Origin of the sequence: uncultured Meiothermus sp. (genome assembly GCF_937863175.1) — a bacterium.
Classification (GTDB): Bacteria; Deinococcota; Deinococci; order Deinococcales; family Thermaceae; genus Meiothermus.
In genome coordinates, this window is the sequence record NZ_CALMCQ010000176.1 from 1 (window position 1) to 11738 (window position 11738).

The 11738-nt window shown below is 57.2% G+C and carries 13 protein-coding genes, 1 tRNA gene and 1 pseudogene; 2 read left to right on the forward strand and 13 right to left on the reverse strand.

What is annotated here, in order from left to right; translation table 11 throughout:
• From Q0288_RS06805 to Q0288_RS06850, 10 genes and pseudogenes are all read right to left on the reverse strand, one after another.
• A pseudogene (locus Q0288_RS06805) lies at positions 1 to 247 on the reverse strand (response regulator); the annotation flags it as partial.
• A gap of 110 nt (positions 248 to 357) precedes the next feature.
• A tRNA-Gln gene (locus Q0288_RS06810) sits at positions 358 to 431 on the reverse strand.
• Between the two features lie 504 nt (positions 432 to 935).
• Positions 936 to 1910, reverse strand: a complete 975-nt coding sequence (locus Q0288_RS06815; protein ID WP_299429029.1) for a 4Fe-4S dicluster domain-containing protein — start codon at positions 1908 to 1910, stop codon at positions 936 to 938.
• 333 nt (positions 1911 to 2243) lie between these two features.
• Positions 2244 to 3323: a bifunctional 3-deoxy-7-phosphoheptulonate synthase/chorismate mutase gene (locus Q0288_RS06820; RefSeq protein WP_299429031.1), complete on the reverse strand. Its 1080-nt coding sequence runs from the start codon at positions 3321 to 3323 to the stop codon at positions 2244 to 2246.
• 126 nt (positions 3324 to 3449) lie between these two features.
• Entirely contained in the window at positions 3450 to 4202 is a 753-nt protein-coding gene (gene tatC / locus Q0288_RS06825) for a twin-arginine translocase subunit TatC (RefSeq protein WP_299429033.1), read from the reverse strand.
• An 11-nt stretch (positions 4203 to 4213) separates the two neighbouring features.
• Positions 4214 to 4468 (reverse strand): twin-arginine translocase TatA/TatE family subunit, encoded by a 255-nt coding sequence (locus Q0288_RS06830; RefSeq protein ID WP_299429035.1) that lies wholly within the window; start codon positions 4466 to 4468, stop codon positions 4214 to 4216.
• A gap of 189 nt (positions 4469 to 4657) precedes the next feature.
• Positions 4658 to 6037 (reverse strand): bifunctional UDP-N-acetylglucosamine diphosphorylase/glucosamine-1-phosphate N-acetyltransferase GlmU, encoded by a 1380-nt coding sequence (glmU, locus tag Q0288_RS06835; RefSeq protein WP_299429037.1) that lies wholly within the window; start codon positions 6035 to 6037, stop codon positions 4658 to 4660.
• A gap of 74 nt (positions 6038 to 6111) precedes the next feature.
• Positions 6112 to 7035 (reverse strand): prolipoprotein diacylglyceryl transferase, encoded by a 924-nt coding sequence (gene lgt / locus Q0288_RS06840; protein ID WP_299429039.1) that lies wholly within the window; start codon positions 7033 to 7035, stop codon positions 6112 to 6114.
• Positions 7036 to 7047: 12 nt separating this feature from the next.
• Positions 7048 to 7269 (reverse strand): glutaredoxin family protein, encoded by a 222-nt coding sequence (locus tag Q0288_RS06845; RefSeq protein ID WP_299429041.1) that lies wholly within the window; start codon positions 7267 to 7269, stop codon positions 7048 to 7050.
• A 128-nt stretch (positions 7270 to 7397) separates the two neighbouring features.
• Positions 7398 to 7877: a DUF456 domain-containing protein gene (locus Q0288_RS06850; RefSeq protein ID WP_299429043.1), complete on the reverse strand. Its 480-nt coding sequence runs from the start codon at positions 7875 to 7877 to the stop codon at positions 7398 to 7400.
• A 143-nt stretch (positions 7878 to 8020) separates the two neighbouring features.
• On the opposite strand from Q0288_RS06850, the gene Q0288_RS06855 reads away from it, so the two are divergent.
• Positions 8021 to 8674 (forward strand): DUF502 domain-containing protein, encoded by a 654-nt coding sequence (locus Q0288_RS06855; protein WP_299429045.1) that lies wholly within the window; start codon positions 8021 to 8023, stop codon positions 8672 to 8674.
• A 2-nt stretch (positions 8675 to 8676) separates the two neighbouring features.
• Here the strand turns inward: Q0288_RS06855 and Q0288_RS06860 are convergent, their stop codons facing one another.
• Positions 8677 to 8883: a hypothetical protein gene (locus Q0288_RS06860; protein ID WP_299429047.1), complete on the reverse strand. Its 207-nt coding sequence runs from the start codon at positions 8881 to 8883 to the stop codon at positions 8677 to 8679.
• A gap of 227 nt (positions 8884 to 9110) precedes the next feature.
• On the opposite strand from Q0288_RS06860, the gene Q0288_RS06865 reads away from it, so the two are divergent.
• Positions 9111 to 10484: an acetyl-CoA hydrolase/transferase C-terminal domain-containing protein gene (locus tag Q0288_RS06865; RefSeq protein WP_299429049.1), complete on the forward strand. Its 1374-nt coding sequence runs from the start codon at positions 9111 to 9113 to the stop codon at positions 10482 to 10484.
• 62 nt (positions 10485 to 10546) lie between these two features.
• Here the strand turns inward: Q0288_RS06865 and Q0288_RS06870 are convergent, their stop codons facing one another.
• Positions 10547 to 10855 carry a hypothetical protein gene (locus Q0288_RS06870; protein WP_299429051.1) on the reverse strand — a complete coding sequence of 103 codons (309 nt, stop codon included), beginning with the start codon at positions 10853 to 10855 and terminating at the stop codon, positions 10547 to 10549.
• A gap of 186 nt (positions 10856 to 11041) precedes the next feature.
• Positions 11042 to 11738 (reverse strand): Gfo/Idh/MocA family oxidoreductase (locus Q0288_RS06875; protein ID WP_299429053.1); only part of this gene is annotated, 697 nt, incomplete at its 5' end.

The window sequence follows — 11738 nt, forward strand, 5'->3', positions numbered from 1 at the left end:
CCGGCACCTCCCGCAATCGGCGGCTCATCTTTAGTCGGGAGGCAATGGAAAAGGGATCAATTTCAATACCATCATCCAGCACGATAGCCCGAGGTGTATGCGCTTTGAGGAAATCTAGCCCTTCCTGGGCTTTCTCATAAAACTGGGCTTCGATCCCCTGATCTTCAATAGCCAACTCGAGCAAGGCCCGCAGGGTCAGGCTCGAGGTAACGACCAGAACTTTGTCGCTTTGCATAACTTCCGGCATATTGCCTAGATAGTAGCAGACCTTGAGTCAAGGCAGCGCCCATATATCACACGGGCCACAAACCATCTGGCCGATAGAAAAGCCCTCCGAGCAAGATTCGGAGGGTTTAGTGGCTGGGGCACGTGGACTCGAACCACGACCGACGGTTCCAAAGACCGTTGTCCTGCCATTAGACGATGCCCCAGCGCAGAGCAGCCAAAACGCTTCGCAAACCCGAGGTGATGCGAAGCCCGCAGGACAGCAAACGGTATTTTAGGGGTCTGGCCGCCATGTGTCAAACGTTCAGGCGCTTGTGCCCTGCCATGACTCCAATTTTGGGTAGGCCAGTCGCAGTCTGGCCTGAGTCAACCAAGCTACTCCTGGGCGGTTTTCCAAGCAAATCAATTTGAAAACCGCCCCTTCGTCACGAATGGCTTCCGGGAATGGGTGCACCTTCTGCTCCAACCGCCCGGAACCGATCAAGAGGGCCTTACTGCGCCATATGTCCGGAGATCCGCTCGAGACTGCCCGACTCAACACGCGGGGTAGCAGCTATGGGATCCGGGCCGTATTCCGCTCTGTGCAGGAGCCAGAACAGGTTCTCAATCAACAGCAGGGGTCTATGGCACAACCACCTCTGCTCTGGTGCGCTCAAAACCAGTGGGCTTGCGGGTCTTCCAGCAAGCGAAAGGCCCGGGCTCGAGCAGATTTAGAAGTCGTACCAGGGGGGTGTACCTCGGTGAAGCTCGAGCGGCTCGTCAAACACCTCATCCCGGCTGGCTTCCACCAGCGAAATCACCTGAGGTGGGCAGCTTTCCACACAAGCCCCACACCCCGTGCAGGCCGACACGTTCAGCCTCAGGACAAACTCTTCACTCAACCCCTCGACGGTTTCGCGTTCACGCTCAACCGCCCTGGTCGGGCATACATTGGTACAGACCGGGCACAGCGTACACCCTTCAGCCACCGCGATGCGGGGCCATTGCACGGCCTGTGCACGATGGGCGGCCACCTTCCGCAAGCGCAGTTCGGCGGGGTGATCCGAACGTTTATCTTCATAAGATTCAATTTGCGGCAAAGGCAGATTTGGCACCAGTTCGGCGGCAGAACGTTTGGCCCCGCCCAGTATGGCCCCGAAAAATTCCCGGCGGCCCACCTCCGCCCCGCGCAGCGAATCCTGCTGTAAGTGCACCTCCAGTCCAGGGAAATACTTCCTTCCCTCCTGCGCTGCCCACTGCACCCTTTCTGGGATAGAAGGGCCGCCTATCCTGCAGGTTGCACAGTCGCCATGGGCCAGGGTGAGCAAGCCATAGCGCGAGCCCGATTCCGCTAAAACCCCGGGTGTTAATTGTCCCAGACAGTGAATCTCGTCGCCGGTACCGGGAGCCTTGGAGCAACGAATCTGACCATGCCCCCGGTGCAGCTTTTCCTGAAAAGGCCCCAGTGGGAATTCCAGCGCAACTCCGGGGCATACCGCAGTGCAGAGACCACAGCTGGTGCACTTAATCTCGCTAATCTCTACCGTAAAGCTTTGAAGGTCAATGGCCTGGTGTGGGCAGACTTGCTGGCACTTATCGCATCCCCCCACACTGTTGCGCTCCAGCAAGCACCGAGGCCCGGTATACTCCGGCGTGGGGTCGGTTAGTTTGAGAAAAGCTCCAACAAGATTGTCAAAAAATCCCACAGCTATCAGGGTACAGGGTAGGAGGGCTTCAGGCCAGGGTAAAAACTGACAATTCCCCGGTGCAGCTTGGGCGGTTGCCGTAGAAGGCACCCATTAACGGAACCCGGAGGCGGTTTTCAAGAAAGAATGGCCCCTTCGATTCTCAACCCTAGCCCCCTGACCGATATGCGATCTGATACCAGATGCGACAAGAAACGAAGTTGCCCGTCAGCTAAGTATCGCCTGATTAGGAATTTTCAGTGCACCAGGAGGCTCGCAACGGAGTCACGCCGAAGCAATCCCAAAATGCATCTCAATAAGAAAGCATCACCGAGATTTCTATTCTGGGCGCTCTTAGACCCTCGAGGTCTCTTTCAACATCAGGTCTTTGATCGCATTCATGAACTGCTCGAACTGGGCGAAGTCGAGTTGCTGCTCGTTGTCGGAAAGGGCTACTTTAGGGTTGGGGTGCACTTCAATGTGTACCCCATCCAGACCGGCAGCCAGCGCTGCCCTTGCCAGCGGGGCCAGCAGGTCTCGTCTTCCGGCGGCATGGGTTACATCCACAATCACCGGCAAGTGGGTTAGTTGCTTGGCCAGGATGGCTGCCGAAAGATCGAGGGTGTTGCGCGTCCACCTTTCGTAGGTGCGGATGCCCCGCTCACACAAAACCACTTCGGCGTTGCCCTGCGAGAGAACATACTCGGCACTGTAGAACCACTCTTCGATGGTCTGAGCAAAACCACGTTTGAGCAACACGGGTTTGTTGGCCTTGCCCACCTCGCGCAGCAAGGCAAAATTCTGGGCATTGCGGGTGCCAACCTGCAGGATGTCGGCATACTGAGCCACCAGCTCCACATCGCGGGTATCCATCACCTCGGTCACAAACACCATGCCATAGGCATCGGCAGCCTGGCGGCCCAGCTTAAGGGCGGGCTCCCCCATCCCTTGAAAACCATAGGGTGAGGTACGGGGTTTATAGGCTCCTCCGCGCAGCACCTTGATGCCGTACCCAGCCAGATACTTTGCCGTGGAGAACATTTGCTCTTCAGATTCGATGGAGCAAGGCCCTGCTACCAGCACCGTGCCCTGCCCAAAAACAACGCCTCCCACCCTGACCGCAGTGTCCTCGGGCTTGACCTTGCGAGAGTAAAGAAATTTTTGCTTGTCCTGCTGCTCTTCCAGGTCTAGCGACGCCTTGAAAATCTCCTTGAACAGCCGTTTGATGGTATCGGCGGGGTAAGGGCCGGGGTTTTCCTCGGTGAGGTAGGTCAGCATCTCGTCTTCACGTCTGGGGTCGTAGTGCGCCAGGCCCAGTTCCGTCTGGACTCGACCAATTTCACTCACCAGCCGGCCCCGCTCGGAGAGCAGTCGGAGCAGTTCGCGGTTGATATAATCCACATCTTTTCGCAGGCTTGCGATTCGTTGATCCATGAACCCAATGGTATACCAAGTATGGCCCCGCAAAGCAAGTCGCGGGGAGGTTCCGGGGTAAGAATGACCTGAAATTCAGGCCATTTCGCCACTCCCGAGAGGGCCAAAACCTGTGACAAGCCCATTTCAAGCGGCGCTGGTCTCTACCTCTTTTGGGCGGCCGCGTTCAGCCCATTTGACCAGGAGAATCGAAATCCCATACAGCACCATGAGGGGAATCGAAACCAGACTCAGGTTGACCACGTCCACCGTGGGAGTAATTAGCGCTGCAAGCGTCAAGAGCAGAACAACAGCAATGCGCCAGTTGTTGATAAGAAAACGGCTGGTAATGATGCCGAGGCGGGCCAGCAGATAACTCACCACCGGCATCTCGAACAAAATGCCCATCAAACCCAAAAAGGTAAGAATCTGGCCCATGTACATTCCGATAGAAATTTGTGGGGTGACCACATCACCCAAGAAGCCCAACAGAAAAGGCACGGCAAAGGGCAGCAACACAAAATACGCAAAAATCGCTCCCAGACTAAAGCTGAAGCCCGCTCCCAGCAAGAAAGGGATGGCCAGTCGCCGTTCGCTGGCGAACAAACCCGGCGCAATAAATGCCCAAATTTGGTAGACAATGAAGGGCAGGGCTAATGCCAGTCCTCCGAAGGCCGCGACCTTGAAAGCGGTGAGAAAGGGTTCGGTGATGTTCAAGACGATGAGCTCTGCTTTGATCTCAGCAGTAGCATTATAGGCGTCGAGGGGACGCCTTAGGGCCTCGAGGATTTGAACTCGAAAGGTAAAGGCCACCGCCGTCATAACCCCCCAGGCCACGATGGCCCAGATCAGGCGGTTGCGCAATTCTTCCAGGTGTTCCATCAAAGGGGCTTCTCGCATGGTTGACCCCTTCACGATTTACTTTCTTCCCTGGCCTCCAGAGGTTTCTTGAACTCCTCCAGAGGCTTGCCGAGCTCTTCCTTGATCTCCTTGAACTCCTTTACATCCGTGGCTTTTTCAAACTCCTCGCGGATGTTCTTGGCCCCCCGCTGAAACTCGCGGATGCTCTGGCCCAGGCTGCGCCCTAGTTCGGGCAGCTTGCGCGGGCCAAACAGCAGCAAGGCGATCAGCAAGATAATCAAAATTTCAGACATTCCCAGGTTCATGGCAGTCTCCCAGCCCCAGTTTACCCCGTTGGCTGAAACTCATCTGAAAGCCTGACCACCCGCCACCCAAAAGCATAAGGGGATGCTGCGAGCGATAACCGCTCAGAAATTGCGCCCGGTACAGAGTGATCCGGAGAGGCTGTCTGGACCTCCTATCGAGGCGCAACTGCACTGGTACTGTGATTCCTCCTACCTCCCGTCATCGCGTTTTCGCTTCATGTAACCTTCAATATTTCGCTGGCGCTCACGGGCGATGGCCAGCGCATCCTCGGGCACATCCTGGTTGATGCCGCTACCCCCAGCAATGAACGACCCATCAGCCAGGGTAACGGGGGCAATCAGAACGCTGTTGGAGCCCACAAAAACCCGCTTTCCGATGGTGGTTCTGTGTTTTTGTTGACCATCATAGTTAGCGGTGATGACCCCGGCCCCAATATTCGACTCCTCCCCCACCTCGGCATCGCCCAGATAGGCCAGGTGTCCGACTTTGGCTTTTTTGCCCAGGCGGGCATTCTTGAGTTCGACAAAATTGCCCACGTGCGCGCCTTCTTCCAGGTACGCCCTGGGACGCAGGCGAGCAAATGGCCCGACATAGGCTCCACTCGAGACATAGGCTTCGTCGCATACCGTGTGCGATTTGATGCGGCCCCCGGCCTCCACAGTGGTATCGCTCAAAACCGCATAGGCTCCAACCTCCACCCCTTCGCCCAGCCGGGTTTGACCGCGCAGCACCACTCCTGGCCACAGGGTCACATCGGCGGCTAACTCCACGGCTGGCTCGAGGTAGATGGTCTCGGGCTGAATCATCCGCACACCCTGGGCCATCCAGTGGGCTCGCAGGCGCTGGAGCAGTATCCGTTCCACCTCGGCGAGTTGGGCACGGGAATTGACCCCCAGGAGTTCGCCGGTATCCTTTGATGCCGTAGAAGCTACTTTCTGGCCCGCTTCGCGGTAGATTCGGATCAGGTCGGGCAGATAATACTCCCTGGCGGCATTCTGATTATCAACTTGTGCCAGCTTCTCCCACAGGCTCGAGTCGAAGCAGTAGACCCCTGGATTGATCTCGCAAATGGCACGCTGCTCTGGGGTGGCATCCTTGTGCTCCACATTGCCCAGGATTTCCCCATGCTCGTCTCTCAGAATGCGCCCGTAGCCAGTGGGGTCATCCAGTTTCATGGTGAGCATGGCCATTCCTGTTGCTCCCTCTTGCATGGCCTCGACCAGCCCCGTCAGCGTCTCGACCCTGGTCAGAGGTGTGTCGCCCTGGGTTACCACGATGGGGCCCGGGAAGCCCGCCAGGACGGGCCGGGCCTGGGCCAGGGCATGGGCTGTGCCCAGTTGTTGCTCCTGCACCACAAAGCTCAGGTTCGGGTAGCCTTCGAAGGTTTGGCGCACCTGCTTAGCCCCGTGGCCAATGACCACCACAACCTTTTCGGCGCCACTGGCAAAGGCCGTATCAAGGCAGTAGCCAACCAGGGGCTTCCCCAGCAAGGGATGCAGAACCTTGGGCAGTCTGGACTTCATGCGGGTTCCCAATCCCGCGGCGAGAATCACCACAGCATGTGCCATATCTCTCCGATTGTATTGCTAACAGGGGGAACTCGGGGGTCTATCCTCCAAACTCAGGCAGCCAGTAAACACCCCTAGCGTTTTTTGTTCTGCCTGGCCGAACCGGACCTGGGTGCAGGCCCCACCGGAACCGGCACTGCGGTGCTGGAAGGGTTCTCACGTTGCCCTTTCCAACGCATCAGCAATACAACAGCCACGATGATGAGGGGGATCGAGACAATCTGGGTTGCGGTGAAAAGGCCGATGCCCGCTTGTTCGTTCAGGTAGGTCTTGATCCACAGCGGATTAAGGCGGAAGGGCTCCTCGAAAACCGAGCGGAGTACGCTATACCACAGCACAAACTGCCAGAACACATAGCCATGGGCACGGTTTTGTCGCAGCCAGAAGACCGACAGCCCGAGCAAAACCACACCCAGCAAGGCCCCGTATATCTGGGTTAGGTGTACCGGGCCACGCACCAGGGCATCAGCGCACAGCAGCCACTCACTGATGTCGTTGATACCAGGGCATACTCCTGGGAAGCCTGTTGCGGCGTTGGGCCAGGTAAAGCCAATGGGCCAGTTCGTTAGCCGTCCGACCGTATCGGAGCCGTTCATGAAATTGCCAAACCGCCCTAACGCTACACCAATGGCAATTCCTGGCACCACCGCATCCAGATAGGCCCAGACCGGGATCTTATAGCGGTAATACTGATAAACGAAAGGAAGAATCCCACCAATGATGGCCCCGTGGAAGGAAAGACCTCCCTGCCAGATATACAGTGCCGAAACCGGGTCGGCGCTGAAATCCCCTGGGCTAGTAATCACATACCCTACCCTGGCCCCTATAACACCCCAGATCACGGCCCAGAAGGCAATTTGTTCAAAGCGGTCGGGGTCGTGGCCCCAGCTCCGCAGGATACGTTTGGCAATTTCGAAGGAAGCAAAAATTGCCAGCACCAGAAAAAGCCCATACCAGCGTATTTGCAGCGAACCGATTTCGATCAGAATTGGATCCATCTACGCCTCCAGTTATAAAGATAACTTCCTGGATAGGCGCTCGAGGGTAAACTTGCCCTCGAGCAGCACCCTGCCCTCTTTTAGCAGCACTGGAACCCGGAACGTATAAGCCTTTTTCAAGCTCTCATCAGCATCTACGTCCAGGCAGATATGCGCAATACCCTGTGCTGCTAGCATAGCCTCCGCTTCCAGGCAGAGGTGGCAACCTTTCCGACTGATGAGCACATAGTCCATCTAAACTCCAAGTATAGCCCGTATCACACCAAGACGGTTGAATCAGCAAGGCATGCTTAACTGCTGGGGTCTGAGCATCTGCGGTTCACGGCTTACAGGCCGCAGACTCGAGTACTCGCTCGAATGCCCTAGAAAATTGCCTGGATCACCAGAATACCCATCAGCAGGTGAATTAAGAATTTTCCCGCCAACCCTCCCAGCAAGCCCAGCACGGCTCCCCAGGCCCCTCGCAACGCAGCCTCGGCGGTGCGACCTGCCACCAGCTCGCCCACATAGGCCCCCACCAAAGGCATTAGAAACAACCCCAGCGGTGGCAGAATGAAAATACCCATAAGGCCCCCTATAAAGGCGCCCCAGACCCCCTGGCGGCTGCCTCCGAAGTGCTTGGCACCCAACGCGCCCGCGATGTTGTCCACCAGAGACGACATCACGGTCAGGATCCCAAGACCGATCCAGATCGGTACCGAAATCTCGGTAAATCCCACCAGCAGCTCGTGCAATAAGGCGGTTCCCACAATGATGAACCCGGCAGGCACCACCGGGATAAAGGTCGCAAAAAGCGCTACCGCCCACACCACCACAAAAAGCCAGTCGGCAAAGGCATTCACGGGCCTGAGTGTAGCAGCCTTAGATGAGAAGCAGGGGCCAGGCCTGCCCGGGAGATCTGGCGGTGCCCAGGCCCATCGCTCAACGCGTCGGTGAGGAAAACCCTATTCAAGAATCCCACCGGCCTTAGACTCTTGAAATACATATGGGTGTCTGGCTTCGTCGTTATTTTATCGCCGGGATGCTTTCGATCTTGCCCATTGCGGTAACGATTTATGTTCTGGTGTGGGTTTATAACTGGTCAAACCGTATCATTGGCAGCATTTTGCAGGCCATTGATGCTGAGCCGGCCCGCTGGCTCTTACCCCTGCTTCCGGTTCTGGGGATTGTGGCTACGCTGGGGCTGTTAGCGCTGGTGGGTGCCCTGACCGGAAACTATGTGGGGCGCGTGATCTTCACAGCCCTGGATCGCAGTATCAAGACGATTCCTCTGGTACGCGAGGTGTATAACGCGGTTCAGCAAATTGCCCAGACGCTGTTGGGGCAGCCCGAGGTACAATTTCAGCGGGCCGCTGTGATTGAGTACCCACGCAAGGGTCTGTATACCCTTTGCTTCATTGCCAATCCGCAAGTCGGCAAGAGGCTGACCCCCCTACCCGAAGGGTACACGGTGGTGCTGGTTCCCACCAGCCAAGTACCGGCCTCTGGGATGGCCATAATCGTTCCTACCGGGGATGTGATTCCGCTGGATATCAGTATCGAGGATGCCCTTAAGTACGTGGTTTCAGCGGGGTTTATCCTGCCAGACGGAAAAGTCAAGCAGTTGACCGAGGCCGACACGATTACACCCAGGCCCTGACCTCAGCGCAGACCCCGCGACTCCCCTGGTTTTTCACCAAACTGCTCCTGGGTTTGCTCGAGGTAGTGCAGCAAAGCCGCCAGGTCGGGGAAATGCTGGGTCTCTCCCCCATCGGTCGGTTTGACTGATGCCTTGACGGTGCCATCCGGCCCTTGCCACATTCGAACAATGAGTGTCACCGCCTTCTGGCGCATGACTCCCCCTTTCATGGTCGTAGCGTAGCGAGTCGAGCGTTATATTCGCGTTACGATGGAAAACCGAGAGCGGGAGCAGGGGGCGCCCCCCATAAGGCCAGGGAGTGGAAGGGAAAAACCACAGCAAGGGGAATACGTTGCGGCAGGGTTTCTCTATTCCGCTTCCTTGTCTGTTGTTCTTCCTCGCTACCGGCTCAATTCCACGGTCATCTGTCCCACCCTGGCAGCGCTAGCATGGGTTCATGGAAACGATTTCACGTACTGGCAAAGCCCTGGGACGCAGCGAGGTTGAAAAAGTCTATCAGAGCAAACTGACCGATCTGGAACTGGCTGCTGGGTTGGTTAAGAGCGGCTCGAGGGTCTATGTCTCGGGTAACGCCGCCACCCCCACCCCCCTCCTCGAAGCCCTGGCCCAGCGCAAAAACGAGCTGGAAAACGTCGAACTGGTTCACCTGCTCCAACTGGGCACCGATCCCTTCCTGGCCCCCGAGATGGAAGGCCACTTTCGCCGCCGTTCGCTTTTTGTGGGCCCCGCCGACCGGGAGGCGGTCAATAACGGGCGGGCCGACTATGTGCCCATCTCGCTGCACCAGGTACCCTGGCTGTTCAAGCGGGGGGTTTTGCCGCTCGATTATGCCCTGGTGCAGGTTTCTCCTCCCGACGAGTTTGGTTTTGTCAGCCTGGGTGTGGAGATTATCGCCGCCAAAGCTGCGGTGGAAAACGCCCGGCGGGTGATCGCACTGGTGAACGCACAGATGCCGCGCACCCTGGGAGACACTTTCGTACATGTGTCTAAATTCGCTGCCTTTGTGGAGGTGGACTTCCCGCTTCCTGTCTTGCCTCGAGCCAGTTTTGGGGCAGTCGAGGCGAAAATCGGCAAATATGTAGCGGATCTCATTGATGACGGCAGCACCTTGCAGATGGGCATTGGGGCTATTCCGGACGCGGTGCTGGCCAATCTGACCGGACGGCAGGATCTGGGGGTACACACCGAGATGATTTCCGATGGGGTGATGGAAGCCCTGGAGAAAGGGATCGTGACTGGACAGCGCAAAAGCCTGCTCCCTGGCAAGGTAGTGGGAACCTTCGTCTTGGGTTCCGAGCGACTGTACCGCTTTGTCCACAACAACCCCCTTTTCGAGATGCGACCCTCCGACTGGGTCAACAACCCCTTCAATGTGGCCCGCAACGACTACATGATTGCCATCAACTCGGCCCTCGAGGTAGACATCACCGGCCAGGTCTGCGCCGACTCGATTGGCACCCGGATCTACTCCGGCTTCGGTGGGCAGCTCGACTTCATCCGGGGGGCGGCGGCCAGCAACGGCGGCAAGCCCATCATTGCCCTGCCCAGTAGCGGCAAGAACGGCACCCTGAGCCGCATCGTCCCCTTACTGAAGACCGGGGCAGGGGTGGTGACGACCAGAGCCGATGTTCACTACGTCGTAACCGAATATGGGGTGGCCGAGCTATTCGGCAAGAGCCTGCGCGAACGTGCCCAGGCCCTTATCGGCATTGCCGACCCCAACTTCCGCGAAGAACTCAGCAAAGCCGCTTTCGAGCGCGGTCTACTGCCCCGGAGCTACCCTGGCTTTGTTTCCATCAACAAAATCTAATGGTGCTTCCGGGGTAGGTTTGCCACCAAGACAAGTCCGGCGTAGATAATGCCCTCGGGGACTCAATTTGGATTTCGAGCGGTCGAGGGTTGGTCGAAACCCAGTGCCTGGTACATCTGGTCAATGCTACGAGAGATATCGGTGGTGGTTTTCTCGACCTGATCAATATACTGCGGCACCAGGGGGTCGTCGTGGCTCACATCATCGCAGAAGAGCTGCCAGAATTTTCGCACACTCGCCAGCCCTTCGCTTAATTTTGGTTCTCGACTGAGCCACGACTTGAAGGCAGGGTGGGATTCGACCCTGCATAAACGAAAGCTTTCCGTCTCAATTTGCACCAGCAAATTCTGAATGCGTACTTGAATAGACATACCGTATGCTAGCCAAATTTGTGCCGTAGATGGCGTAAACTGCGGCGTTATCGGGTGTGGCAACCCTATAACACAACCACGGATTTATTCTCCGAAGACTCGTAGGCAGCTAGCACGACCGGCATGGCCTGTTAGCCTTCGGCATGGAGGTGGGCAAAACTTAGAGTGCCAGTACGCATAATTTTCTTATAGTGTAACCGGCTTGCCGGTCGCAATTGACTCTTTGGCCGCCAGGGCAATGCGCAGGGCCTCGAGGCCATCCTGAGCTGTCACCTCGAAGGGTTCGCCAGTCTGTATGCACTTATAGGTATGCTGCAGTTCCAGTGCATAGGGGTCGTCCGAAAGCCCCGAGACCGGCAGTCCTACCGAAGCTGTCTCACCGGGCCTTTGCAGTACGAAGCTCCGCACTCGAGCATGCTCATCCGAACTCCACTCAATTAGACCGTCGGTTCCAGAGATATCCATCGCGGTACGAAAAATCCCTGTCGGGTAGGCCCACCCCCCCTCGATCAGGGCCATCGGGCCATCCTTGAAGCGCAGAATAGCCTGGGCGTACTGTCCTGGGCCATCGGTAGCCTGGTTGAGGCGGGCAAACACCCGCTCCACCTCGCCCGCCAGCCAGCGGGCATAATCGAAGTCGTGAATCATCAGATCAACCACCATCCCACCTGAGCGCGACTCGTCGAGATACCAGTTATCTCCAGGCTTCTGGGGGGTATACGAGACCCGCTTGAGGCGCATTACTCCCAGCTTTCCGATCTGACCCCTGGCCACCAGCTCGCGGCTCAGGCGGTACTGGGGAAAGAAACGCACTACCATCGCTATAAATAAGCGCACCCCGGCTCTATCGCAGGCTTCAATCATCTCGAGTCCATCCTGTACG

What these genes read in the sequence shown, in the direction of transcription:
- Q0288_RS06820 (WP_299429031.1), bottom strand. Translation starts at nt 3,323, where the DNA reads ATGGATCAACGAATCGCAAGCCTGCGAAAAGATGTGGATTATATCAAC.
- tatC (WP_299429033.1), bottom strand. Translation starts at nt 4,202, where the DNA reads ATGCGAGAAGCCCCTTTGATGGAACACCTGGAAGAATTGCGCAACCGC.
- Q0288_RS06830 (WP_299429035.1), bottom strand. Translation starts at nt 4,468, where the DNA reads ATGAACCTGGGAATGTCTGAAATTTTGATTATCTTGCTGATCGCCTTG.
- glmU (WP_299429037.1), bottom strand. Translation starts at nt 6,037, where the DNA reads ATGGCACATGCTGTGGTGATTCTCGCCGCGGGATTGGGAACCCGCATG.
- lgt (WP_299429039.1), bottom strand. Translation starts at nt 7,035, where the DNA reads ATGGATCCAATTCTGATCGAAATCGGTTCGCTGCAAATACGCTGGTAT.
- Q0288_RS06845 (WP_299429041.1), bottom strand. Translation starts at nt 7,269, where the DNA reads ATGGACTATGTGCTCATCAGTCGGAAAGGTTGCCACCTCTGCCTGGAA.
- Q0288_RS06855 (WP_299429045.1), top strand. Translation starts at nt 8,021, where the DNA reads ATGGGTGTCTGGCTTCGTCGTTATTTTATCGCCGGGATGCTTTCGATC.
- Q0288_RS06860 (WP_299429047.1), bottom strand. Translation starts at nt 8,883, where the DNA reads ATGAAAGGGGGAGTCATGCGCCAGAAGGCGGTGACACTCATTGTTCGA.
- Q0288_RS06865 (WP_299429049.1), top strand. Translation starts at nt 9,111, where the DNA reads ATGGAAACGATTTCACGTACTGGCAAAGCCCTGGGACGCAGCGAGGTT.
- Q0288_RS06870 (WP_299429051.1), bottom strand. Translation starts at nt 10,855, where the DNA reads ATGTCTATTCAAGTACGCATTCAGAATTTGCTGGTGCAAATTGAGACG.